At 68.2% G+C, this 22,358-nt stretch carries 26 protein-coding genes, 1 tRNA gene and 1 pseudogene; 14 read left to right on the forward strand and 14 right to left on the reverse strand.

The annotated features are described in order from the left end of the window. Positions 1-194 precede the first annotated feature (194 nt). Entirely contained in the window at positions 195-932 is a 738-nt protein-coding gene (locus AC0IVP_RS20025) for a dienelactone hydrolase family protein (RefSeq protein WP_471758869.1), read from the forward strand. Here AC0IVP_RS20025 and AC0IVP_RS20030 read toward each other — a convergent pair. After that, positions 922-1,545, reverse strand: coding sequence for a class I SAM-dependent methyltransferase (locus AC0IVP_RS20030; protein WP_471758871.1), 624 nt, complete (start codon positions 1,543-1,545; stop codon positions 922-924). The genes AC0IVP_RS20025 and AC0IVP_RS20030 overlap by 11 nt on opposite strands. Positions 1,546-1,619: 74 nt before the next feature. On the opposite strand from AC0IVP_RS20030, the gene AC0IVP_RS20035 reads away from it, so the two are divergent. Then, positions 1,620-1,693, forward strand: a tRNA-Gly gene (locus AC0IVP_RS20035). A 786-nt stretch (positions 1,694-2,479) separates the two neighbouring features. On the opposite strand, the gene AC0IVP_RS20040 is transcribed toward AC0IVP_RS20035, so the two are convergent. Beyond that, positions 2,480-2,833 (reverse strand): histone-like nucleoid-structuring protein Lsr2, encoded by a 354-nt coding sequence (locus AC0IVP_RS20040; RefSeq protein WP_471758873.1) that lies wholly within the window; start codon positions 2,831-2,833, stop codon positions 2,480-2,482. A gap of 92 nt (positions 2,834-2,925) precedes the next feature. Between AC0IVP_RS20040 and AC0IVP_RS20045 the strand changes: the two genes are divergently transcribed. Next, positions 2,926-3,219 (forward strand): hypothetical protein, encoded by a 294-nt coding sequence (locus AC0IVP_RS20045; RefSeq protein WP_471758875.1) that lies wholly within the window; start codon positions 2,926-2,928, stop codon positions 3,217-3,219. Between the two features lie 173 nt (positions 3,220-3,392). Here the strand turns inward: AC0IVP_RS20045 and AC0IVP_RS20050 are convergent, their stop codons facing one another. The 7 genes and pseudogenes from AC0IVP_RS20050 to AC0IVP_RS20080 all read right to left on the reverse strand — a co-directional run bounded on the left by AC0IVP_RS20050 (position 3,393) and on the right by AC0IVP_RS20080 (position 8,518). Further along, entirely contained in the window at positions 3,393-3,566 is a 174-nt protein-coding gene (locus AC0IVP_RS20050; protein ID WP_471758877.1) for a S26 family signal peptidase, read from the reverse strand. Beyond that, the gene (locus tag AC0IVP_RS20055; protein WP_471758879.1) at positions 3,563-4,018 is read right to left on the reverse strand and encodes a hypothetical protein; all 456 of its coding nucleotides are present in this window, start codon (positions 4,016-4,018) and stop codon (positions 3,563-3,565) included. The genes AC0IVP_RS20050 and AC0IVP_RS20055 overlap by 4 nt, the downstream gene beginning before the upstream one ends. A 10-nt stretch (positions 4,019-4,028) precedes the next feature. Beyond that, positions 4,029-5,102 (reverse strand): ABC transporter permease, encoded by a 1,074-nt coding sequence (locus AC0IVP_RS20060; RefSeq protein ID WP_471758911.1) that lies wholly within the window; start codon positions 5,100-5,102, stop codon positions 4,029-4,031. Positions 5,103-5,453: 351 nt separating this feature from the next. Further along, positions 5,454-6,332, reverse strand: a pseudogene (locus AC0IVP_RS20065) (FtsX-like permease family protein); the annotation flags it as partial. A 56-nt stretch (positions 6,333-6,388) separates the two neighbouring features. Beyond that, on the reverse strand, positions 6,389-7,057 hold the full coding sequence (locus AC0IVP_RS20070) for an ABC transporter ATP-binding protein (protein WP_471758881.1): 669 nt from the start codon (positions 7,055-7,057) through the stop codon (positions 6,389-6,391). 61 nt (positions 7,058-7,118) lie between these two features. After that, complete coding sequence (locus tag AC0IVP_RS20075) at positions 7,119-8,057, reverse strand: hypothetical protein (RefSeq protein ID WP_471758883.1); 939 nt, start codon at positions 8,055-8,057, stop codon at positions 7,119-7,121. A gap of 74 nt (positions 8,058-8,131) precedes the next feature. Next, positions 8,132-8,518 carry a hypothetical protein gene (locus AC0IVP_RS20080; RefSeq protein WP_471758885.1) on the reverse strand — a complete coding sequence of 129 codons (387 nt, stop codon included), beginning with the start codon at positions 8,516-8,518 and terminating at the stop codon, positions 8,132-8,134. A gap of 617 nt (positions 8,519-9,135) precedes the next feature. On the opposite strand from AC0IVP_RS20080, the gene AC0IVP_RS20085 reads away from it, so the two are divergent. The 6 genes from AC0IVP_RS20085 to AC0IVP_RS20110 all read left to right on the forward strand — a co-directional run bounded on the left by AC0IVP_RS20085 (position 9,136) and on the right by AC0IVP_RS20110 (position 15,064). Beyond that, a complete protein-coding gene (locus AC0IVP_RS20085) occupies positions 9,136-10,071 on the forward strand; it encodes a tyrosine-type recombinase/integrase (protein ID WP_471758887.1) in 936 nt (311 codons plus the stop codon). Positions 10,072-10,708: 637 nt separating this feature from the next. Then, positions 10,709-11,173, forward strand: a complete 465-nt coding sequence (locus AC0IVP_RS20090) for a LysM peptidoglycan-binding domain-containing protein (RefSeq protein WP_471758889.1) — start codon at positions 10,709-10,711, stop codon at positions 11,171-11,173. Between the two features lie 184 nt (positions 11,174-11,357). Then, positions 11,358-11,969 (forward strand): hypothetical protein, encoded by a 612-nt coding sequence (locus AC0IVP_RS20095; RefSeq protein ID WP_471758891.1) that lies wholly within the window; start codon positions 11,358-11,360, stop codon positions 11,967-11,969. 606 nt (positions 11,970-12,575) lie between these two features. After that, positions 12,576-13,469: an alpha/beta hydrolase fold domain-containing protein gene (locus tag AC0IVP_RS20100; protein WP_471758893.1), complete on the forward strand. Its 894-nt coding sequence runs from the start codon at positions 12,576-12,578 to the stop codon at positions 13,467-13,469. An 885-nt stretch (positions 13,470-14,354) separates the two neighbouring features. After that, complete coding sequence (locus tag AC0IVP_RS20105) at positions 14,355-14,690, forward strand: AbrB/MazE/SpoVT family DNA-binding domain-containing protein (protein ID WP_471758895.1); 336 nt, start codon at positions 14,355-14,357, stop codon at positions 14,688-14,690. After that, positions 14,687-15,064 (forward strand): hypothetical protein, encoded by a 378-nt coding sequence (locus AC0IVP_RS20110; RefSeq protein ID WP_471758897.1) that lies wholly within the window; start codon positions 14,687-14,689, stop codon positions 15,062-15,064. Before AC0IVP_RS20105 ends, AC0IVP_RS20110 begins: the two co-directional genes overlap by 4 nt. Positions 15,065-15,746: 682 nt before the next feature. On the opposite strand, the gene AC0IVP_RS20115 is transcribed toward AC0IVP_RS20110, so the two are convergent. Both AC0IVP_RS20115 and AC0IVP_RS20120 read right to left on the reverse strand, forming a co-directional pair. Next, positions 15,747-16,013, reverse strand: a complete 267-nt coding sequence (locus AC0IVP_RS20115; protein WP_471758913.1) for a DUF1707 SHOCT-like domain-containing protein — start codon at positions 16,011-16,013, stop codon at positions 15,747-15,749. Positions 16,014-16,051: 38 nt separating this feature from the next. Continuing rightward, on the reverse strand, positions 16,052-16,366 hold the full coding sequence (locus AC0IVP_RS20120; RefSeq protein WP_471758899.1) for a nuclear transport factor 2 family protein: 315 nt from the start codon (positions 16,364-16,366) through the stop codon (positions 16,052-16,054). Between AC0IVP_RS20120 and AC0IVP_RS20125 the strand changes: the two genes are divergently transcribed. From AC0IVP_RS20125 to AC0IVP_RS20140, 4 genes are all read left to right on the forward strand, one after another. Beyond that, positions 16,359-17,186 carry a tyrosine-type recombinase/integrase gene (locus tag AC0IVP_RS20125; protein ID WP_471758901.1) on the forward strand — a complete coding sequence of 276 codons (828 nt, stop codon included), beginning with the start codon at positions 16,359-16,361 and terminating at the stop codon, positions 17,184-17,186. The genes AC0IVP_RS20120 and AC0IVP_RS20125 overlap by 8 nt on opposite strands. 220 nt (positions 17,187-17,406) lie before the next feature. Further along, complete coding sequence (locus AC0IVP_RS20130) at positions 17,407-17,976, forward strand: NADPH-dependent FMN reductase (protein WP_056300526.1); 570 nt, start codon at positions 17,407-17,409, stop codon at positions 17,974-17,976. 44 nt (positions 17,977-18,020) lie between these two features. After that, positions 18,021-18,539 carry a GNAT family N-acetyltransferase gene (locus tag AC0IVP_RS20135; protein ID WP_471758903.1) on the forward strand — a complete coding sequence of 173 codons (519 nt, stop codon included), beginning with the start codon at positions 18,021-18,023 and terminating at the stop codon, positions 18,537-18,539. 200 nt (positions 18,540-18,739) lie between these two features. After that, the gene (locus AC0IVP_RS20140) at positions 18,740-19,192 is read left to right on the forward strand and encodes a universal stress protein (RefSeq protein WP_471758905.1); all 453 of its coding nucleotides are present in this window, start codon (positions 18,740-18,742) and stop codon (positions 19,190-19,192) included. Positions 19,193-19,244: 52 nt separating this feature from the next. Here AC0IVP_RS20140 and AC0IVP_RS20145 read toward each other — a convergent pair whose 3' ends face one another. The 3 genes from AC0IVP_RS20145 to AC0IVP_RS20155 are packed head-to-tail and all read right to left on the reverse strand — an operon-like array spanning position 19,245 to position 21,417. Beyond that, positions 19,245-20,273, reverse strand: coding sequence for a type III polyketide synthase (locus tag AC0IVP_RS20145; protein WP_056300537.1), 1,029 nt, complete (start codon positions 20,271-20,273; stop codon positions 19,245-19,247). Positions 20,274-20,295: 22 nt separating this feature from the next. Continuing rightward, the gene (locus AC0IVP_RS20150) at positions 20,296-21,066 is read right to left on the reverse strand and encodes a methyltransferase domain-containing protein (protein ID WP_471758907.1); all 771 of its coding nucleotides are present in this window, start codon (positions 21,064-21,066) and stop codon (positions 20,296-20,298) included. Positions 21,067-21,075: 9 nt separating this feature from the next. Further along, the gene (locus AC0IVP_RS20155; protein ID WP_082557216.1) at positions 21,076-21,417 is read right to left on the reverse strand and encodes a DUF3140 domain-containing protein; all 342 of its coding nucleotides are present in this window, start codon (positions 21,415-21,417) and stop codon (positions 21,076-21,078) included. 309 nt (positions 21,418-21,726) lie between these two features. On the opposite strand from AC0IVP_RS20155, the gene AC0IVP_RS20160 reads away from it, so the two are divergent. Beyond that, the coding region (locus tag AC0IVP_RS20160) for a hypothetical protein (protein WP_471758909.1) at positions 21,727-22,358 on the forward strand (632 nt) is incomplete at its 3' end.

Here is a 22,358-nt window from a genome sequence, read left to right on the forward strand (position 1 = left end):
GGGCCGGGACGCTGATCGGGGCGGGGTCGGGGCCCGGCTGGCCGGACGCGGGCCGCAGCGCCGTCCAGCCCAGGCCGACGACGGCCACGACCAGCAGCGCGGTGGCCAGCAGCCACAGGACCGAGCGGGTGCGCACCAGGTGACCGTGACGCAGGCTGGTGACCTGCTGGTGAGAACCCGATGAGAGGACTCTCATGTCCGCTGCTCCCGAGGACGTCTCGGTCCCCCTGCCCGACGGTCGGACGATGCGCGCGGTGGTGCTGCGTCCCGACGGCGAGGTCCCCGAGGGTGGCTGGCCCGGCGTGCTGGTCGTGCACGAGGCGTTCGGCCTGACCCCGGAGATCACCGAGGTGGGGCGCACGTTCGCCGACCGCGGGTGGGTCGCCGTCGTCCCCGACGTGTTCAGCGCGGGGTCCCGGCTGGGCTGCCTGGTCCGCACGGTGCGCGAGATGGCCGCCCGGAGGCCGGGGCCGGTCATCGACGACCTGGTCGCCGTGCAGCAGTGGCTCGGCGGCCGGGACGACGTGGCCGCCGACAGGACGACGGCGATCGGGTTCTGCATGGGCGGGGCGTTCGCGCTGCTGCTGGGCTCGCTGGCCCCGGAGGGCCTGCGGGCGGTGAGCGCCAACTACGGCCAGCTCCCGCAGGACGACGTCGACCTCACCCGCTGCCCGCCGGTGATCGCCCAGTACGGCGAGCGGGACCGCACGCTGGCCGGCGCCGGTCCGGCGCTGGAGCGGCGGCTGGCCGCGGCCGGCGTGGAGCACGAGGTCACCACCCAGCCCGGCGCCGCGCACTCCTTCCTCACCGGGGACCACCGGCTCCTCGGCTTCGTGCCGCTGCCCGGGACCTCCTACGTGACCAGCGCCGCCGAGGACGCCTGGCCGCGCATCTTCGGGTTCCTGGAGGAGCACACCGCGGTCAGGCCCTGACCGCGGTCACCGCCCACAGCGGGTCGCCGCGGCCGGCCGGGGTGCGCAGCTGCACCTCGGGCTCGGTGAAGCCGCCGGCCCGGCGGACCAGCTCGGCGACCAGGGCGCCGTGCTGGGAGTCCGGCGTCCCGAGCCAGCCGTGCACGGCCTTGGTCGGGAAGCACCGGTTGGAGAAGGTCACCGCCAGGACGCCGCCGGGACGCAGCACGCGGGCGGCCTCGGCGAGCACCTCGATCGGCCGGGTCAGGTAGTCGATCGAGACGCAGCAGACGACGGCGTCCACGTCCGCGTCGGGCAGCGGGATGCGCGGGTCCACGTTGAGGTCGTGCACGACCCGCTGGGTGGCGGCCGGGTTGGCGTCCAGCTCGGCGGCGTTCATGCCCAGCACGACCAGCTCGGCCGGCGGGGTCTCGAAGTGCGAGACCCAGGAGCTCATCAGGTCCAGCGCCCGGCCGGTGATGCCCAGCTCGGTGTACAGCGCGCCGACCGCCGCGATCGCCCGGTCGTCGATGTGGGTGACCAGGCGCGGCGGGCCGTAGAAGACGTCGTCGGGAGTCGGGTCGTCGCGGTCGAAGAAGCCGGGCGGGAAGCCGTCGTACGGGTCAGCGGTCACCGTCCGAGTGTGCCCACGGTGCGGGGGCTCTGCCGGGGCTCGCTGGGCCCTGCGGTAGTGTCTGGGAGCGCTCCGCGGGTGTAGTTCAATGGTAGAACATCAGCTTCCCAAGCTGACAGTGCGAGTTCGATTCTCGTCACCCGCTCCACGCTAAAACTGCAGGTCAGCCTGCCAAGGTGTGCGGCTGGCACCAGGGCCCTACGTCGCCGTTGATGACCGTCATACCCCCTCTGTGACCTAACTTCGCCCCCACTTAGGTCATGACTAGGTCACGCGAAGGCGTCCGCTGGGGCTGGGGAGACACCAGTTGGCCACCCGCGCATGTGACATCCGTCGCGCCGCTGGCTCTGCTAGCGCGGCACGGCCAGCCCGTCACGTGGCTCCCGCGAGATGGCGCGTCAGAGGGTCGGTCGATGCCCGTACCGCACGGCAACCCGGGGTCACACCGACCAGTTGCCGGGGTGACACCTTCCTACTGCGCCACCCCGGCCGGCCCCGATACGGATCGGCCTCCCTGTAGCCCAGATCTGTCCCTCCTCCGGGGCAGCGCCTGGCCTGTATCAGAAACCAAAATCCGTGAGGCGCAGACGCGACACCTCAGGCAGCTACAACCAGTGGGGGGAGCTGAGAGCGGCGCTGGCTGCCCCGCGGTAGGCACCACACCCGGAGGGCGTTTGCGTCTTGAGGGGCCCACCTTCGACCTTTACGACCACCCGCAGCCTGGGGGGCGACGCGTCGGTCCTGGACTGGACGACGCTCACGGTCGGCCCACCCCAGACCGACACCGACCACCACGGACGGGTCTGGTTCCACTACACCGCCACCGTCAGCACCCAACCCCTGCTGCGGAGCACCCACCGCTTCACCTGACAGGGGCGGCCGCGGGCCACGCAGCCATCCTCGGCCCCGGCCGCCCCTCGTCTATCGCCTGCGGTCAGTGCGCGGCGTCGTAGGCCTCGACGACCGCGTTCGCGATCCGGCCCCGCTCAGACACCTCATGCCCGTTGGACTTCGCCCACTCCCGGATCTCGGCCAAGTCCGACCGACCCGTACCGGCCGCCTTCCTCGGCGACGCCGACACCGACGTCCGCCGCGTCGGCGAGCTCACCTTGCGTGCCGCGTCGGTGTACCGGGACAGGGCCTCACGCATCTCAGACGCGTTGTCCGCAGACAGGTCGATCTCAAACGACGTGCCGTCCAGAGCGAACGACACCGTCTCCCCGGCACCGTCCTCCAACAGGTCCCCGGTCAGATCGTCCTCGAGCATGATCTGGGTCTTACGAGCCACAACAACCTCATTCACTCACCAACGGGCAGGACATTCCCCGACAGCAGCCGCGAACGACTCCCCCTATTGCTACCGAGCCCCACAATGGTGTCATGCCGCCAACCGATGAAACCGCGCGCGACCGCGCAACGGAATTGGCGTGGCAACAAACCCAGATTGACGTCCTCAGCGCCAAGCTCCACAAAGCCGAACGGGCCGTCGCTCAAGCCCGAACCCCCGCAGCAGCCGCCGATGCCCACCGACGGGCAGACGCCATCCTGCTGGAGCTCGAAGCCGTCGAGGACACCCTCCGGGTCCTGGAACAGACCACGAGGTCAGCAGTGAAGGCACCGCCGACGGGCCTTGCCCCGCCGTTCGAACAGGGGCATCTCTTCAACACCGGGTGACCGCAAACGCCACCCCTACCCGCTCAGGGACCTCGACGAGGAAGACAGCGATCGTCGCCGGCGCGCAGCGAAGCAGGCGGCACCGACCAGCAAGCCACCGCTGACATCCCCGTGCGGGGCTGTCGCAGCGGCATCAGCCTGGATGTCAGGGTCATCCAGCAGATAGACCCGGCTCAGCGGCCACACGACCACGAGGCCTTCCCGATCACGTCATCCACCCCGATCGGGCCGTGCACCCGAGAGTCCGATGAGTTGGAGCGGTGGTCACCCACCACCCACAGCTGACCCTTCGGGATCGTCACAGGCCCCAAGATCCGACCAGCAGCCCCCACCGCCGCAACGGTCATCCTTGAACAATTACTTCAGCCACTGTCCAGCGTCCCTCAGACCGAACCAGCTGCAGTGTGTCGGAACCAAGCACGGATTCAGCGTCAACTGCCGCATCTCCGTCGTAAATGACCCTGGCACTAGCGGCCACATCCGACGCCAGTTCCACCTCTACCTGCACTTCGGAAAGGCTCTGTCGCGTCTCATCGCTCAATCCGGAGGCCTGCTCTTGTACAGCCGTCGGGCAGTCCCCCTCACCTCCAGTCCGATCGATGAGCGCCACCTGCGCTGCCCTGTCCATCAACGAGCACGCGCGAGCTCCATCACCCTCACCGAGTGCGTTGTGGAGGACTTCGACAACATCGACTACGCCCTCCTCGCCGGCTATGGCACCAACATCGCGGTTGACGTGCTGCGCACATCCCGACACGCCGACGATAGCCACCGCCGCAAACAATGCCCGAATCTTCATCCTATTCTCCTCAACCACTGGATGGCCTACCCGTTCGAACAACGCTCCATGCTGCAAGGCCCCCGGACGCTACTGCCGCCAGCATCGCACTAAGAGTAACCAGCGCGACCTGCGACCAGGGTATAGGTGGGGGTGTGTCGGCGAGACCTACAAATGAACTTGCTGCCACGATTCCGCACAACATCGCCAGCAGCATCATAGGCACTGCCAGTAAAGCTGCCTGACAAAATTGAGCACCGACCAAGAGGCGTCGCGGGGCGCCAATTACTTTTAGATCCCAGATCGCCGCACGTCTCGTCTTCATGTGATCGAAGGTTGCAATGAGTAACCCAGCGACGCCGACGCCGACGGCACAAAGAAAGCCGGCTAGTGTAAGGTCTCGGAAATCGCGCGTCGTCTTCTCAGCAATCTCAAGGCGTTCCTCGACGGTTAAGACATTTCCACCGCCGATCGCATCAATGATGGCCGTCCTCGTGCTTTCACGGTCTGCGGCCTCGGTGGCTTCTATTACGACGACGCCCTGAAATTGATCGAGCTCGCGAACAACGGCATTGGGCACCTCTTCAACGGACATGGCAACAGCCGCATAAAGACCCGTGGCATCAGCCAGAGCACCGAGCACGCGCGACTCATTCAATCCCGTTGGCACCCGGATGGCCGAACCCACATCGGCAAAGGCAACGCTTGACCCGGTATCGTCGGGAATAGGGGCGATAGGCTGGACTGCCGACGGGAACGCGTCCGATGAGAAAAGGCTCAGTCCGGACTCGCATCGCGCCTCTTCCTCCCCTAACGTCTGTGACATGTCACGACAGTCGACGATCAGCAAGGCATAGCCTTCTTTGTCTAGCTGAGGCTCACCCTCGGGCCGAACGGGCACCTGCCGCAGCACGGCCACGCCGTCAATTCCGTCACTGGACCTTAGTGAGTCAAGTTGCTCTTGTTGCGTACCAGCAACCAAGGTGGTTACAAAGGTTCTTTCGTCATTGGTCACCTTGGACAGGTCGCGATAACCCCCAGAAGCGGCGTCTGCAAGCAATGGAAAGAATGAGAGAAGTACGCCGCTAACAAAAATCAGACTCACCAGTCCTGTAACTGAGCGGGAGTATCTTGCGGCGGCACTCATCACGTATCGAGCGGCGACACCCACAGCCAAGTTTCCTGTTACGCCTACAGCCAAGCGAGCCACCCAGACGACCAGGACTGGGCTGACTGCGACAAGGCCGCACAACGTTATGCCCACGCCGGAAACGACCATCCCCGACCTCACCGACACGGGCAAGAGCTGTAGGCGCCCCGCTACCAACGACCCAACAAGAAGCGACAACCCCAATGCGAAAACCAATACCCTGAGACTGGTGCCCCACTTTCCCTGGCCTACTACGGTGCGACGAGACCTGGCGCTCAGCCTGCGCGAAGCACCGCTGGATAGGACCAACAGTGTCGTCAACGGGAGACCTAGGCTAACCGCTATCGCTGCACCGACACCTATCTGGGCATCCGCTCCCCAAACACCTCCGTTGACAGGCGCGAGAGGAGCCATAAGTTGCAGACTTGCGTAGTAGACAGCAACTCCAAGCAAAACTCCCGGAACGGAGGTCAGCGCGGCCTCAAGACCCGCCAGTCTACGGAGATGGGCGGCCGAAAAACCGACTAGATGAAGCGCCTCAAAACGGCGCTCTCGCTCAACTCCGCCCAAAGTGGAACACGTGATAAACAGCAGAATTAAGGGCAATAGGAACCCGACAGCGAGCAAAGCAAGTGCAGGCCGTAATTCCGTCGGTAATGCGGTGCCATCGTCGCCCGGCTCAGAGAATTGTGAGACCACAACCATGGGGTCCACTGATTGACCAGGTGTCTCTCCGATGTACAGCACCAGCTCATGAGGTCCGATGAGCCCACGCTGGGTGACGAGGTCGACAATGCTCCCTGGATAACGGGCAGCTAATGTCGTATCCTCGTCCTCCATCAGTTGGGCCATCTGGGGTGAGGCGATCAACTCACCGGGTCGCGGTGCTCTCGACAGCCCCGGTGGCAACAGTGTTGGCTCACCCGTGGCCCCAATCCTGTATGCGCGAATCAAGGACCCATCAAAGTAGTCCTCGACGGTTGCCATGTACAGGTCGTCACCAGTTGCAACGGCCCCACCGGCCACAGGCAGCCACGAGGCAGATTTTTCGGTCCTTGCAGCACCTGCCGCCGCGATGGACAACCCCCACAGCAGGGTCAGGGTGACTAGGCCAGCAACCGCCGCACCCATGAGCGTGCGCCACCGGTCCCGCTGCACCGACTTGGCCGCGATAGCAGCCAGCATTTGCCACGTTCGAGCCACCACAACAAGTCCTCGACCCTGACGTTTCGCGTCCTTGGTCAACGACACTCGGTGCCCTGCGTGCGCCCATCAATCAGCTTCACTACCCGATGACCCTTGGCACCCAATTGTTCGTCATGCGTGACCACCAAAACCGCACTCTCAGACTCCCGAGCGAGATCGAACAAGCTAGCCGCGACGTTGTCGCCGTTTGCTCGGTCGAGTGCGCCGGTCGGCTCATCTGCAAAGATGATCTTTGGCTGGGTTACTAGCGCCCTCGCGACTGCGACTCGCTGCGCCTGACCACCAGACATCTCAGCCGGAAGGCGCGAGCCCAACCCGGCCACATCAAGCCGATCGAGGCCGGCCCTTGCAGCCCGGAACGCGGCCTTCTTGGGGACGCCAGACAGTCTCAGAGGAAGCGCGACGTTCTCGACTGCCGACAACTCGGGTACTAGCCTTGCGTTTTGAAAAACAAACCCAAACGACGTTCGGCGCACTTCTGTCCGACGCCTGTCAGACGCCTGATGGAGAGGTTCCCCCATGAACTCAATCGAGCCGCTGTCCGGAACCAGTAGACCAGCTGCACATTGCAAGAGTGTAGATTTTCCAGATCCCGATGGGCCCATCAGGGCCAACACCTCACCTGGATTAACGTCAATCGATGCTCCCTGCAGAGCAGGAGTGGAACCAAAACAGACAGAGATGTTCCTCAGCTGGAGTAGCACAGCGGCGTTCTCCCTATCGATCGCATCTCTGAGCCGGACGTTCCACAGCTACGTTTGCATGTCATGGCGATATTGCTTCCAACGCGCTGGTGATTTCTGTGTACAGCACATTGATTTGTTCGACCATCGGGTCCAAGACCTGTGGCAAATTGGCACCCTGGGCGTCCTGCCAGCGATCGACGAAGTCGATCCCTCGTCCGCACTCAACATACGTCAGCGCGAATGCGATTTCTCTCAAGCTTGGTGAGTACACGCTTATTGGGTCCGGCGGCCGGACGACTACAGCGCCGTCCGCAGGTTCCGAGAAGGCATCTGGTAAAGCCTCGGTGTTTTCCTGGAAACTACCCTCGGGGACCTCTACAGACGCAAGGAGGTCCGAAGAACTGGCCTGCGTATCGACCGTCAAAGACGGATATCCCGATGATCGCACGCAAGCAAATCGTGCTAGGAGCAGCTCGTCAAAGGCGCCCAGCGAGGCCGTGACAAGACGATTGCGAAGCTCCTGAGAAAGTTCGTCAAAGGCTTGCAGCAAGAAGAGGACATCGGCGCCTGCTCTCTCCGCCAGACTGCCCTGACAGGCTACTAGCCCAGTATCGAATGTTTCACTGCGAGAAACGACATACCCGGGTTCGTCGTCGCGAAAGGCATCACCAAGGCCCAGAATGCCAAACGAGCTCGCTTGCGCTTCGGTGTAGGGGCCAGCTTCCAGCGGGTCGACCATGAGTGCCCCCCGCTGTCCGATTGGCTGGCGGTCAACCCGCATCTCGGCTGCTTGGGCCAATTGCGGGAACCCCTGGCCTTGCATACAGTCAGAGAGGAATTGATTAGACCGATCGCCAAGTGCTGCTGCGAGGTCATCCAAATCGCGAAAGGTATCTTCTGGGGATTGCGACGGCGAGGTGGTAGCCGCATCGAGGACCGGTCTCTCTTGAGACTCAGTCGCACAGCCAGAAACGGATACACCAATAACGATCATGGCTGTGATGATATTGCGGCCCACGCAGTTCCCCTAGGATGCATCGTATTGGGGTGGTGGCCAAGTTGCTGACCACCACCCCAATGACCTGATGTGACTTAGCAGCGCTCGTGACGGTCGTTCTGATTGCGCACAGAGTCAGCCAGGCGTGTCCATCCGGTGTTGCGGCTGATGACCTGAACGTCGTCTGGGTAGAATCCGCGGTCATCAATGATGCGGACACTGCAAGCAGTGTCGCGATTATTAACCGAGTAGACGTTGTCACGGACGGGCTGGCCGTTTGCAAATCGGTAGTCTGCATGGTTGGCGTTGTAATAGAAATGGCGCTGCTGAGACGTGTTGGCGTCCCAGCTCAGGCAAATCTCACCGCTGTTACAGGCCAAGAGTCCATCACCGCCATCTGCGCTGGCTGCGGTTGCTGGAACAACCACCGCGGCGGAGATGGCGGCAGCGATCAATGCGATTTTCCTGAGGTTCCGACTCACGACGATCTCCATCCGTTTTGGGCCGCATGACTCCCGGCCTCCCGGGTTCGGGTGTCGGAAGCCTCTATTTCGATACCCATGGGTGTCAAGCCCCATCTTGAGGTTTTTCAATGCGCCACCCAAGTGGTGTCTGTGTGGCTGACGGTGACAATCGTGATGGTCTCGTGATGTGCCACCCTTGTTTGCAATCCTTCCCATGTCGTAAGCAATAGCAACCTGCGTGGGGGTAGGTCGGGCACTCTTCGGGCTTGCTCAAACTGCTTATCCGCCTGAACGGGCCGCACGGCGGGACAGCCTCGGGCTAAGCAGCGACTCCACGACGACGACGCCGCCGTCAACGACGGACGACGGACGACGGACGACGGACGACAGACGACGGCAGGCGATAAGCGACTCAGCCGCAGGAGTCCTGTGATACAACATAAAAGACGTTATGTTGTAGACGCCCAAATCTGTCAGAGGTGGCCGTGATGCTGTCGAAGTAGGGCCCGGTCGGGCCGCCGAACTCGAGCACGACAGGTGGGAGGTGCGAGGTGACCCAGCGGCTGCCTTCACTGCGGGCAAGTTTTTCCGACGTCGATCCGGCGGCGCCCGCGCCGGTCCCGGTACTGGCTCCCGTGTCTGTCAAGAGCGTTCTTCCCACCGTCGTCGAGCCCGAGCAGCTGAGCACGCTCGAGGACCTGGTCCGCGGCTTCCTGCTGTCCAAGCGCTCCCCTCGCACGCGGGAGGCTTACGCCGCCGACCTCACCGGCTGGCTCAGCTGGTGCGCAAGCCTGGAAGTCGACGTCCTGGCCGCCGGCATCCACCACGCCGACGCCTACCTCCGAGTCCTCGCCGAGCACGGCGACCCCCGCACCGGCCGCACCCTCGCCGCCGCCTCCATCGCCCGTCGCACCTCAGCCCTGCACGGCTTCTACCGCTACGCCGCCCGCCACAGCGCGGTCGCTGGCTCACCGTTCACCGCTGTGCAGCGCCCCGCCGTCGACGACGAATCCATGACGTCCGGGCTCACCCGCGAGGAAGTCCACGCCCTCTTCGCAGCCGCCGGCGCTCACTCTCCTCGCTCCGACGCGCTCATCCGGCTCCTAGTGCTGAACGGGCTACGGATCAGCGAAGCGCTCGCCGCCCGGATCGAGGACCTCGACTTCGACCGCGGGCACCGGGTGCTGCGCATCCGCCGTAAGGGCGGCCGGCGGGCCAAGACCCCGCTCACCCCCGACGCCCAGCACGTCTTGGACCAGCTCATCGGCGAGCGCACCACTGGCCCGATCTTCGCCACCTCCAGCGGCAAGCCGTTGGACCGCACCGCCGCCTGGCGACTCCTCCGCCGGCTAGCGATGAACGCTGGTATCGCCTCCCCCAACCGGATTAGCCCCCACTCCGCCCGGCATACCTACGCCACCACCGCCCTGGACGCCGGCGTCGCGCTGCGCGACGTCCAGGACTCCATGGGCCACCGCGACCCACGCACCACCCGGCTCTACGACCGCACCCGAGGCAACCTCTCCCGCAATGCCACGTACGCGGTTGCAGCGGCCCTCGCTGACGACTGATCGGTCCACTCTTTCCCGTCCTGGGATCTACGTGACTCGGCGTAGGGACGCACGGCCGGTTTAGGGCGCTGGAACTGTCAGACCCTCGTTCTAGCCTGTCCCGCTGGCCGTTTATCCACAGGCATCTGTACACATGTTGTGGTCAGGGGTGTGTACGGACACAACTGGTTGTGGTTTTTCCTCGTTCGGGGCTGCGTGGAACTACATCGGTGTGGTACGACTACTCACAGACAGCACAAAGCCCTGGAGATTCCGGGGTGGGATCGTCCAGGGCTTTGCGTTCCTCTTCGCAGGAGGGAACCCGAAGCTACAGGTCGCCAGGGGCTCGCGGGCCACGCGGGGCGCTTGGCTGGGACACCAGGAGCTTGTCGGGAGAGGAGGGGCTGATGCCTCGCGTCGTTCGTACGACCAAGGTCGTCCGCGTCCCGGTGAAGGTGACGCGCACCGTCACCATCCGGGTCAAGCCCCGCTGACCAGGGCGCCCCTAGGGCGCTGCTGATCAGTGACTCCCCCAGCTCGGCGCGAGCTCCTGTGATCGGTCCTGTTCCAGGAGCCCGCGCCGCGCTGGGGGGACCTTTCCTCTCACCCCTTGATCTCTGGGCCCGTGCCTGGGGAACGTCCTTCAGGAGACCTTCAGATGAACCCGTACGGCATTCAGCTCCGGCAGCCCCTGGCCGGCGACATCATCGGTACCAAGATCGCCATTGCGGCGGTCGGTACCGCATTCGAAGCCAGCTACGGCTGGCGCCTGCTCAACGGCGACACCACGCTGGCCGAGGGCTACTTTCAGGCTGGCTCGATGGGCCTGCTGGAATCCTTCGTCCACCAGGCCGACGTCCCCACCGACTACTCGGGGCCCGCTGTCTTGCGGGTCTTCGGTGACGACCCGTCCTTGCAGTCCGAGGGCACCGGCTTGGCCGAGGTCCCCGTGGTGGTGCTGGCCGGCGTGACCGGGTATCAGCCCCACCAGGTCGCGGCCGGGGACACCCTCACCAAGCTCGCCGAGCAGTATCACTCCACGGTCAACAACATCGTGCTGGCTAACAGCCTGACTGACCCGAACAAGATCCAACAGGGACAGTTGCTCCGCATCCCGGTCTGACCCCCCGGCCGGCCGCCCCTACCGGCGGCTGGCCGGGCTCACACCCGCCCACCGCCCGGGCATCGAGTCGGCAGCCTGCCTGCTCAACCCTCACCGGGCCTCACCACATGGAGAAGCAGGTCTACGACTCCGGCCCCCCGTCGAGGGCGCGACGCTACCGACCCCGGTCGTCAGACTGGTGGACGTGACACAGCCCTCCGGTGCCGACCTCACGTCGGACTCCTTCACCCTGCACGCCTGGGTGGACGAGTCGATGAAGGTCGACGCGGGTGACCAGGGCACCTACATCCTGGCCAGCGTCGTGTGCGACGCCTCGGTCTGCGACCCGGTGCGCGACCTGCTGCGCTCCCTACTTCAGGGCCGGGAGCCGCGGCTGCACTGGCGCGACGAGGACGACCGCCGGCGCACGAAGATCGCCGCCGCGATCGGGACGGTAGACATGGCCGCGATCGTCGTCGTGGGCGTGCCCATGGCCCAGAAGAAGCAGGAGCGGGCCCGTCGGCTGTGCATGGAGACCTTGATGCCGACGCTAGAGGCCTTGGGGGTGTCCCGAGTGTTCATGGAGGCCCGCACCCCGAGCCTGGTCACCCGGGACCGAGAGCAGGTCGCCAACCTCGTCGGTAAGAAGCTGATCACCAAGGACTTTCGGGTGCTCAGCGCCCGGCCCAGGGACGAGCCGATGCTGTGGGTGCCCGACGCGGTAGCCGGCGCCGTGGGGGCTGCCCGAGGCGGCGATGCGCAGTGGCTAGACCTCATGCGCCACACGGTCACCGAGCTCGAGATCGAACTGCACTGACCAGCAAGACAACGAGGCCCCGATCTGGCCCAGACAGCGCGAAAGCCGGGTCCCGTCATTCCGGCGGGGGTCCCGGCTTCACTTCCCACAACCCGTAGGAGGTGAGCTGCTCTTCATCCTGCCAGGAAACTTGGGGAAAGCAACGCGAGGGACACACCTCACCTCGCCGAGGGAGTCTCGCTTCGCGGGGACCGAGGCCTGGTTCGGTCAGCTAGGGCGTTCCCGCAACATTCGACCTGTCGTCGGCTGCGGTCCAGCGCGAGACCCACCGCTTGGCCAGTACCCGCCAGACGGCTGTCAGCGCGGCCAGCGACGGACCGATCGTCAGCTCAAAAGACGTGCGGCGAGGCCTTGTGAGCCGTTGTTTTCGGAACGACTTCCGGGCCTGGCACGGGGGTGGGCAGCCTGCGCGTTCGCAGGCGGAGGACTGCTCGACGCCGTGGTGTCAAAACCTGGGGTTTGTGGTCACCGACAGCCGCCCGTTAGCGCTCGGGTCGTCCTGACGCGGCAGGATCGGTCCCCGTCCGTGGACGGCGCTGCTCGTGGACTACGGCGCAGCGGTGACGTGGCCGGAGGCGTGACGGGCACGGTGTGGAGACTGGCCGGGTGACGAGCGCAGTCGGCCGTGCCCTACCCCTCCTGCTGCGGGTGCTGCGCTTCAAGCGCACCTTTGCCACCTCAGAGGGGATGCGGTATCGCTTGCAGGAGGTGGCGGTCCGGCCGGAGCGCTTTGGACCGCCGGCCCGCCTCCCCGGTGTGCGCGTCACGGTCACCAGGACAGGCGGCTGGCCCGTCTACGTCGTCGAACCCCGAGATGCGGCCTCGGGGCAGCATGCCGTCTACGTCCACGGCGGGTCCTGGGCCTTCGAGATCAGCCCGTTCCACTGGCGATTGATCGCCCGCGTGGTGCGTGACAGCGGCGCCACGGTGACGGTGCCGATCTACCCGCTGACCCCGGCGGGGACCGCAGCCACAGTCGTGCCGCCGGTCGCTGACCTGGTGGCTGACCTGGTCGACCGGCACGGTGCCGACCACGTCATCGTCATGGGCGACTCGGCCGGCGGGCAGATCGCGCTGTCCACGGCGCTGGTACTGCGCGATCGAGGTGTGCCGCCGCTGCGCCGCACGGTGTTGATCTCCCCCGCGCTGGATCTGTCGCTGTCCAACCCCGAGATCGACCGGGTCGAACCCACCGACCCCTGGCTGGCCCGCCCCGGTATCCGCGTCTCAATCGACCTGTGGCGCGACGGATTGGCGATGGACGACCCCATGGTGAGCCCACTCGCCGGTGATCTCACCGGACTGGGACCGATCACGGTCTTCGGGGGCTCCCGGGACATCACCCACCCCGACATCCGCCTGCTCGTCGCACGAGCCCGAGCTGCGGGAGTCGAGGTGGACGACCAAGACGGCCCGGGCATGGTGCATGTCTGGCCACTGCTGCCCATTCCTGAAGCGCGTACCGCCCGAGCTCACATCACCGACCTGCTGCACGACTGAGACCTGCGAGCGCCCAGGCGGGTTGCTGCAATCGACCACGAGCCGAGCACGGCGACAGACCGGGGCCGACGTGGACGACGGCACGCAAGGGGGGCCGAAACGATTGTCGCTCGTCCCGGCGCTGGGTGCGCTGGGTCGGTCGGTCGGTCGTCGGTCGGTCGGTCGGTCGGTCGGTCGGTCGGTCGGTCGGTCGGTCGGTCGGCGGCATCGTGGCGCTGGTGCTCGTGCTGGCACCGACCGCCGTGACCGTCGTTTATCTGCAGGGTCATAAGGGTGCTGGGTGCAACGGTGGGTAGTCGGTGATGGGCAGCAGTTTGTGCTGCCGGCCCAGGGGTCGGTTCCCGCGCGGAGGACAGCCCGACGCTGTGCCATCGCTCAGCCCAGAACTACGCCCAGGAACTGGGCCGGGCCTGCGGCCTGGAGCAGATCAGGATCCTTGGGGTGGACGGCCGGAGCTGGACGCGGGAGGTCCCTACGCTGAGCTGCCGAACGGGTCGGGCGCACTGTGTAGCTCAGCCCGACGGAGGCGGTCTCCGAGCCGGCGCAACCGCCCCCGCGGAGCAGGCCTCGCCTCAGGCTGACGTCGCGGGCAGCGGTCCCGGCGGTCGTGGCGCACTGCGGCGGCGCACACGTCTTCTTGGTGTGGGTGACCCGTCTTGGCTGCGATCACCGCCCTGGCTGCCGCGGTGTTCTGGGTCTTCAGCGGACCTATCACTACTGGCGGCGGCGCCGTGAGGTGCGACAGCGGCATCGCTACTGGGTGTGCGACTGGACGGTGCAGGCAGGGACCATCCACATCGGTGCTTGCCAGCCATCTCAGTGCAGCTGTGCGGTATTGCGACTGTACAGCTTGACTGCACATCTTCATCTGCCGACACTGGATGTATGGCCATCAGGACGCGTGGAACCGCCAAGACGAAGAAGGGCTTCCACGGGTACGTGACGGTGCAGGGCCGAGGCACGGTCGCCATCCCGGTGGGCTTGCGTAAGCGTTACCACCTGGACCGCCCCGGGGCTCAGGTGGAGATCACGGAGCGGGAGGACGGCGTGCTCGAACTTCGCCCGGCTGTTCCAGTGCCCGCGGCCGACGCGTGGTTCTGGGATGAGCGTTGGCAGGCCGGCGAGCGCGAGGTTGACGGTCACGTCGCTGCTGGTGAGGTCACCAGGCACGAGACCGCCGATGACTTCATGGCGCACCTTGCCGTTCTCGACGACGAGTGAGGTTCGAGACCACTCCGCGTTGGGACGCTGACTGGAAGGACCTGAAGCCCGAGCACAAGCGCCAGTTCGTCGACGTCGTGCCCGCCTTCAACGCGGCCTGTGACGCCTACGCCCAGGTGCATGACCCAACCGAGAACAAGCCCGCCACGGTCAAGGGCACCATCAAGGCCGCAGGCAAGGACAAGACCCCGACCTACCGCTGGCCGGCAGCGTTGCGGGTGTCGCCGATGAAATCCGCGGCCGGCATCTGGGAAATGACCTGGAGCTTCGCCTCACCAGATGGCCGGGCAACCTTCGAGTTCATCCGTGATGATCAGGGCCTGCTGGTGCGGTGGCGCCGGATCGGTGACCACGGCATCTACAAGAAGCCCTGACCTCGCCGGTCTGGCTGGCGGGCCGCCATCTGCTTGATTCCGTCCTGGGATGTGCCGCGTAGACCACCTGGACGCCGGGGTGGCCACACCACGCTGGAGTTCGGGGTGAACTGGGTCTGTGGCACACCCACCCGCGGTGTCACCTCAGCGCCACCGACACCATCGCCCACCGCCGAGAACGCATCACTGACGGCTAGCGCAAGCACGTCATCCACGGCCCTACGACCTACGTCATGGTCCATGCGCCGGCGGTGGCGCCATGGGCCACCCGGGGTGGCGTGCAGATCATTGTTGGCGGAGGCGGTGATCGCGGCGGCGGTGATCCGCGGCCGCTGCTCCTCAGCGGTGGAGCGAAGCGCGGTTCCCGACGTCGTGAGTGAGTGAGTGAGTGAACGGTACTGCCGATCCTGACAAGGAGACCGCAAGCAAGGGCCCTATCCCAGACCAGCGAGACCGTTGTCCGTCGGCCCGCGGTAGCCGAGGTGGCCGAGGTGGCCGGTCGATCTCGGGCCCACGACAGCCCAGACGGGAACGGCGTGCCCCAATACGCCGAGGCCGACCCCCAGGGTGGGCCAGGCCGGCCAGGGGTACCAGGCGCCGGCACCCCAACCGATGGCCAGCCAGATCACCCAGCAGATCCCGATGGCCGCGACTGCGGCAGCGGTGTGGATCCGCAGCCCGATCAGGGCCGCCCGCCGTACCCGACCGGGATCCCTGTGCACGGGGAGGGGTAGGTCGGCGGTCCGGTCACCAGGTCTCCACGGGTGTGGGCGGCCAAGGCGAGCTCGAGTCGGTGGGAGTACTCCAGCGCGTCCAGGTAGCCCAGTGCTCGACCCAACACCGCGATGGCGACAGACCGGTCAGAGTCCCCCACCCGGTCAGCGTCCCGCCGCTGCTGCAGCATCGGCCCCGGCGATTCACGCCCCTCAGCCCTCGCGCTGATGCCCATCGGTGCGGAGTGCGTTCTCGGCAGCCCGGTGCGCACGATCAGCTCACGATCTGCGCGGCGTGCGCCTCGGCCACGCCGGCGGCGGCGAGCTGGTCCAGCAGCTCGGCGACGGCCTGCGAGTCCTCATTGGCATCGATCGAGGTGGCCTTGCCCCACCGCATGTGCACCACGTGCACCCCATGGTTGTCATACCGGGTGCCATCAGGGCGGGTGGCCGAGCTGGTCCAGCGGATGACGGCGGTGGTGTTGTGGGGCAGGCCCTTCCCCCATACGTCGCGCACCTGCAGCGAGAGGTCCGGGCACAATCGGCCCAGCCGGGCAAACCACTGCGTCACCCCGGCGATGGTGCGCATCTGGCACACCACGGCCGCCGCGACCACCGGGCCTGCCGTGCTCGCGCAGAGCTACCGGTTGCTCCGCGCCGTCCTGGGCGTCGCCGTGGCCGACGACGCCATCGCGGCCAACCCGTGCAAGCTGCGCGGGGCGGCCACCCCAAAGGTGGCCCGACCGTCCCGGGCCCTGACTGCCGCCGAGGCCACCGCCATAGCCGACCACTTCGCCCAGTCCACCCGCACCGACAGGTACAGCGCACTCGTCCTGATCCTCACCTTCGGCGGTCTCCGGTTCGGAGAAGCGGCGGCCCTGCGCCGGTCGGACGTGCTCGACGGCGGCGATCGGCTGCGCATCGAGCGGGCCGTCCGCTACTTCGACGGCCGCTGGGTGGTCGGCGATCCCAAGACCGAGGCTGGTCATCGGACCGTCGCCCTGCCCACCAGCGTCCGCACCGCCCTGGTCCGGCACATGGACCGCTACGTTCCCGACACCCCGGACGCCCTCGTGTTCGGCACCCGCAGCGGGACGTTTCTCAGCGCAGCCAACTTCGGGAAGACCTTCCACCGCGCGGCAGACGCCGTCGGGCTCGGACCGGTCCGGCCCCACGAGCTGCGCCACACGGGCGCCACCCTCGCCGCCGCGGCCGGGGCGAGCACCAAGGAACTGATGCGGCGGCTCGGCCACGCCAGTCCGGACGCCGCGTTGATCTACCAGCACGCCAACGACGACCGCGACGCCGAGATCGCCCGCGCGATCGAGGCGCGGATCAAGCCCCCGCCCCCGATGGCCCCGATGGCCCGTCGCGGCAGGTCCATGAACCGCCCAGGGCCGCGGCGCTAGGTCAGTTCTGGGTCACAAGCGGGGTGACAAGCGCAAACAGGGGCCCCGAGCTGGGCCTTATCGCTCCGCACTGGTCCTTCCCAAGCTGACAGTGCGAGTTCGATTCTCGTCACCCGCTCCGTCCACGAAGGCCCCGGTCCGCTGACCGGGGCTTTCGTCGTCCCCGCTCCGGTCGGCGTAGGTTGAGGACTCAAGCACTCACGCACCGAGGAGTCCCGTCGTGTCCCGTCCCGTCCTGCAGGTCATCGCCGCCAGCACCCGCCCCGGGCGCAAGGGCATCGCCGTCGCCCGCTGGGTCGTGGCGCAGGCCGAGGCCCACGGCGGTTTCGACGTGGAGCTGGTCGACCTGGCCGACGCAGGCCTCCCGGTGCTGGACGAGCCGAACCACCCCCGGCTGCGGCAGTACACCCAGGACCACACCAAGGCCTGGTCGGCGACCATCGACCGCGCCGACGCGTTCGTCTTCGTCTTCCCCGAGTACAACCACTCGATGCCCGGCGGGCTGAAGAACGCGCTGGACTTCCTCTTCCACGAGTGGGCCGACAAGGCCGCCGGCCTGGTCTCCTACGCCGGGGTCTCCGCCGGCACCCGGGCCGCCGCGGCCCTCAAGCCGGTGCTCGGCGCCCTGCGGATGGTCCCGGTGGTCGAAGCCGCCACCATCCCGTTCTTCACCCAGTTCATCGACGAGGACGGCGTCTTCACCGGCAACGCCGAGCTCGAGGCCGGCGCGACCGCGATGCTCGACGAGATCGCCCGGCTCACCCGCGGCCTGCAGACAGTGCGCCGCTGACCGAGGCTGTCAGGGTGACCCGCCCGGACCCCACCCTGTGCACGGTGCCCACCGCCGACCTCGGGCCGGCGGAGCAGGCGCGGCTGCGGGCGTTCCTGGACACCGCGTTCGCCGGCGACTTCGACGACGCGGACTGGGGTCACGCACTGGGCGGCCTGCACGTCCTGGCCACCCGGGACGGCGAGCTGGTCGGGCACGCCGCCGTGGTCGCCCGCCAGCTCCTGACCGGGGGCACCACCCTGCGCACGGGGTACGTCGAGGCGGTCGCCGTCGCCCGCTCGGCGCGCCGGCAGGGCGTGGGCGGGGCGGTGATGGCCGAGGTCGAGCGGCTGGTCCGCGGCGGCCACGAGCTGGGCGCCCTCGCGGCCACCGAGGACGGCGCGGCGCTGTACTCCTCCCGCGGCTGGACCCGCTGGCGCGGCCCGCTCCGCTCGCTCACCCCCGAGGGCACCCGCGACGGCGACGACTCGCACGTCCACGTCCTCACCACCCCGCAGACGCCGGTGGCCCTGGACCCGGACCTGCCGCTGATCGGCGACTGGCGGTCCGGCGACCTCTGGTGAGCAGGACCCGGCGGGGTCAGTCGACTGCGGAGCGTGTCGGCGCTCCGACACGCTCGACACGCAGAGGAGGGACACGCGCAGCCGCCCGCATGTCGGGACTGGTCCTGGCGTGACGGACCGGTCACCATCTCCCTGTGAACGGAACTGACCAGTCCGCGCCTGCTCCGGCAGCCGCGGCACCTCCCCGGCCGACGACGTCCGTGGTCAGCTGCCCGACGGTCGCCACCGGACCGGCCGCGCAGGCGCCGACCGCTCCACGCCGGCCCCGGCCGTGGATCCTGGTGGTCGTCGAGGAGACCGACGCCGACCACGGCGCGCTGGTCTGGGCGCTGCGCGAGGCCGCCCGCCGGGAGGCGACCGTCGTCGCCGTCCGGGTGCTGGACGACGCCGCCGACGGGCCGCTGCTCGACGGGCTGACCCTGCCCGCCGGCGACGCGCACACCGCCGCCCTGGACGACGCGGTGCTGCGCGCGGTCGTCGAGACCGGCATCCAGGGCCGGACCCGCACCGCGGTGCTGGACCCGCACGTCTTCGCCGCCCTCACCGGCGCCGCCCGCGGCGCCGACCTGGTGCTGGTGGGCGGGCGCGGCAAGACGCTGCTGCGCCGCCCCGCTCCACCCACCCACGCCCGGCTGTCCCCGCGGCGCGCCTGACCCCCAGACCCGACCGGGCCCTGCCCCTGCCCGGTCCCCAGCACTCCCCCGCTCAGGCGGGCAGCAGCAACGTCGCGTAGAGGGTCAGCCCGGGCCCGAACGCCATCGCGACGACCGGCCCGTCCACCGGCCCGAGCTCCTCGAGCACCAGCAGCACGGTCGCCGAGGAGCAGTTGCCGTGCTCGGCCAGCACCCGGCGCGACGGCGCGATCTGGTCCTCGGTGAGCCCCAGCTGGTCGCGCGCGACGTCCAGGATCCGGGGCCCGCCCGGGTGCACGGCCCAGCCGGCGACGTCCTCGACCCGCAGGCCGGCGGTGTCCAGCAGCTCCTGGACGACGTCGCCCACGTGCCGGGCCAGCACGTCGGGCACCCGCGGCGACAGGCCCATCTTGAAGCCCAGATCGGTGACGTCCCAGGTCATGTGGTCGGCGGTCGAGTGGTCGGTGCGGGCGACCGTGCCGGCGACCCGCATGCCGCGCCGGGCGTCGGGCTGCAGGACCACGGCCGTGGCGGCGTCGCTGAACAGCGCGTGTGCCACCACCTGGGACAGGTCGTTGCGGGCCGGCTGCACGTGCAGGCTGGTCAGCTCGCAGCACAGCAGCACCGCCGGCCGGGACCGGGCGACGACGAAGTCGCTGACGGCGGCCAGCCCGGGCAGCGCCGCGTAGCAGCCCATGTGCCCCACCAGCAGGCGCTGCAGGCCCGCGGGCATGCCCAGGTCGCTGGCCAGCCGGATGTCCAGGCCGGGGGTGGCGTACCCGGTGCAGGTGGCGACGGCGAACAGGCCGACGTCACCGGGGGCGAGCCCGGCGGAGTCCAGCGCCGAGGCCACGGCCTGCTTCCCCAGCGGCAGCGCCTCGTTGACGTAGCGCTCCATGCGGGCGCCGGTGCCCCACTGGGAGAGGTCCTCGTGCACGGGGTTGGCCACCGCGTGCCGGGTGGTGACGCCGGAGCCGCGGAACACCCGGCGCGCGGAGCGCAGGTCGGCGTAGTGCTCGGCGAAGAACCCGTCCCAGACGTCGTCCTGGGTGTAGGTGGCCGGCAGCGCGTGCCCGGCGCCGGTGATCACGGCGGCGGTCATCGCGCGGGCGCCAGACGGTTCGTCACCGGATCGACGGTACGTGCGGCTCGGGGGCCCCGCTGCTGGAACGCTTGCGGCCGTACCCGGCGAAGAGGATCCCGCTCCACCGCATCGTCCGCATCGGCACGACAGGGATGCGCCCGCGGCGCCAGGCGACCAGCCCCCGCACGGAGGGCCGCAGGCCGACGAGCCGGAGGTCCAGGCCGAACCGGTCCGCCGCGGCCAGCAACCGGGCCCGGTCGACGAACAGCGCCGGGTCGTGGATGCCCGGCGGCGGCCCGCCGGGGATGCGCTCCCCGATGCCGACGGCCACCGGCCCGGCCAGCCGACTGTCGGCGATCGCGTCGATGACCAGCACGCCTCCCGGCACCAACAGCCGGGCGCACTCCCCGAGCACCGCGACGTCGTCCTCGACGTGCTCCAGGACCTCCCCGCAGACGACGACGTCGGCGCAGCCGTCGGCCAGCGGCACCTCCAGCACCGAACCGCGCACCGGGCTCACCCCGTGCTCGCGGGCGGTGTGCAGCCCGGCGACGCCGATGTCGACACCCACGTGCCGGTAGCCCAGGCGCTGCACGTGCGGGGCCATCAGGCCGCCGCCGCAGGCCAGGTCGACCAGGACGGCGTCCGGGCGGGGCGACGGCGGCACGTGCTCGGCGCGCGAGGCGGCCAGCCAGTGCAGCATGGCGAACCCGCCGGTCGGCTCCCACCACGAGTCGGCCAGCTGGTCGTACTGGGCCGGGTCGTTGCGGGCCAGCTCGGTGCGGGCCGGGTCTGCGCTGGCTGTCGGCACGGACGGACGCTACTTCTTCTTCAGCGGGTCGTGACCCCAGTTCATCAGCGAGTACCGCCACCGGGAGTCCTCGACCGCCTCCGAGGTGGGCTCCTGCGCCAGGTGCCGTTTCACGTACCCGGTCACCTTCCTCATGTGCGCCAGGTCGTCGTCGGTGAGGTCACCGGCCTTCGTGTGCAGCAGCTCGACGATCCGCCGGCCGGACTCGTGGCCGGTGGACTCCCCCGACCCGCCGGACTTCTGCCCGACCGCCTTGGACTCGTCGGTGTCCAGCCAGTGCTCCAGCTCCGACGGCGTCATGTTGACCGCGTCGTGGAAGTCCTCCCGGACCTGCTTGTCGTCGTCTGCCACGTCGTCCCCTCCGTCGAGTGTCCGTCCGGTCCGACGGGTACCGCACCGCCGTCGGGGGGAAACGGGCCGGGGCGCGGCCCTTCACTCACGAGCGCGGCGACCTGGCGCCAGTTCCCGCCGAATCGTCACTGGGAGAACGGACTCGATCACCCGGAGTCACGGGGCTGCGTTCCGGAACCAGGAAGGAGCCACAGCCGTCACTCCTGTGGCAACACGCAGGCCAGCGCCGTGCCCGGTGACCGGTCGGCCGCCGATGGTGAGGGCGAACCGCCGGCGTTCGCCGGCGATCGACGTACTGGAGCACCCCCTGTGAACTCGTCCCGTCGTGGCCTGCTGCTGTCCGGCCGCCGCTCCACCCAGGCCGCCGCCCTGACCCTCGGCGTCCTGACCCTCGGCGCCGTCAGCGCTCCCGCCGCACTGGCGATGCAGGCCACCGGGGACGCCGACACCGCCCCGGTCAGCCCGGCCGAGACCGGCGCCCCGCGCGTGCTCACCGACTCGCCGGTGCTCCAGCTGGCCGGCGACGAGGGCACTGCCGAGAACCCGGCGGAGTTCGGCTACGGCAAGCTCCAGCTCCGGGTGGCCGCTCAGGACGACGCCGACGTCGACCTGTCCGGCGCCCAGATCCGGTTCACCTACACCTCCTTCGGCATGCCCGCAGGGGACGCCGAGGGCGGTGAGGGGCCCGGCGACGTGCTCATCGAGGACCTCGGCGACATCACGGACCTCCAGGACCTCGGGGACCTCGGGGACCCCCAGGACCTCGGGGACCTCGGCGAGGACGAGGAGCCGGTCGCCGGTCTCGTCTGCACCACCGACAGCGAGGGCGTCTGCCTCTTCGACTCGGACGGGCCCCAGTTCGGCGACGGCGACGGCATGGTCCTGATCCCCGACGCGCAGTTCACCGTGGAGCAGATCACCGCCCCCGGCTCGGGTGCGGT

It is taken from the genome of Klenkia sp. AC732 (genome assembly GCF_979256525.1).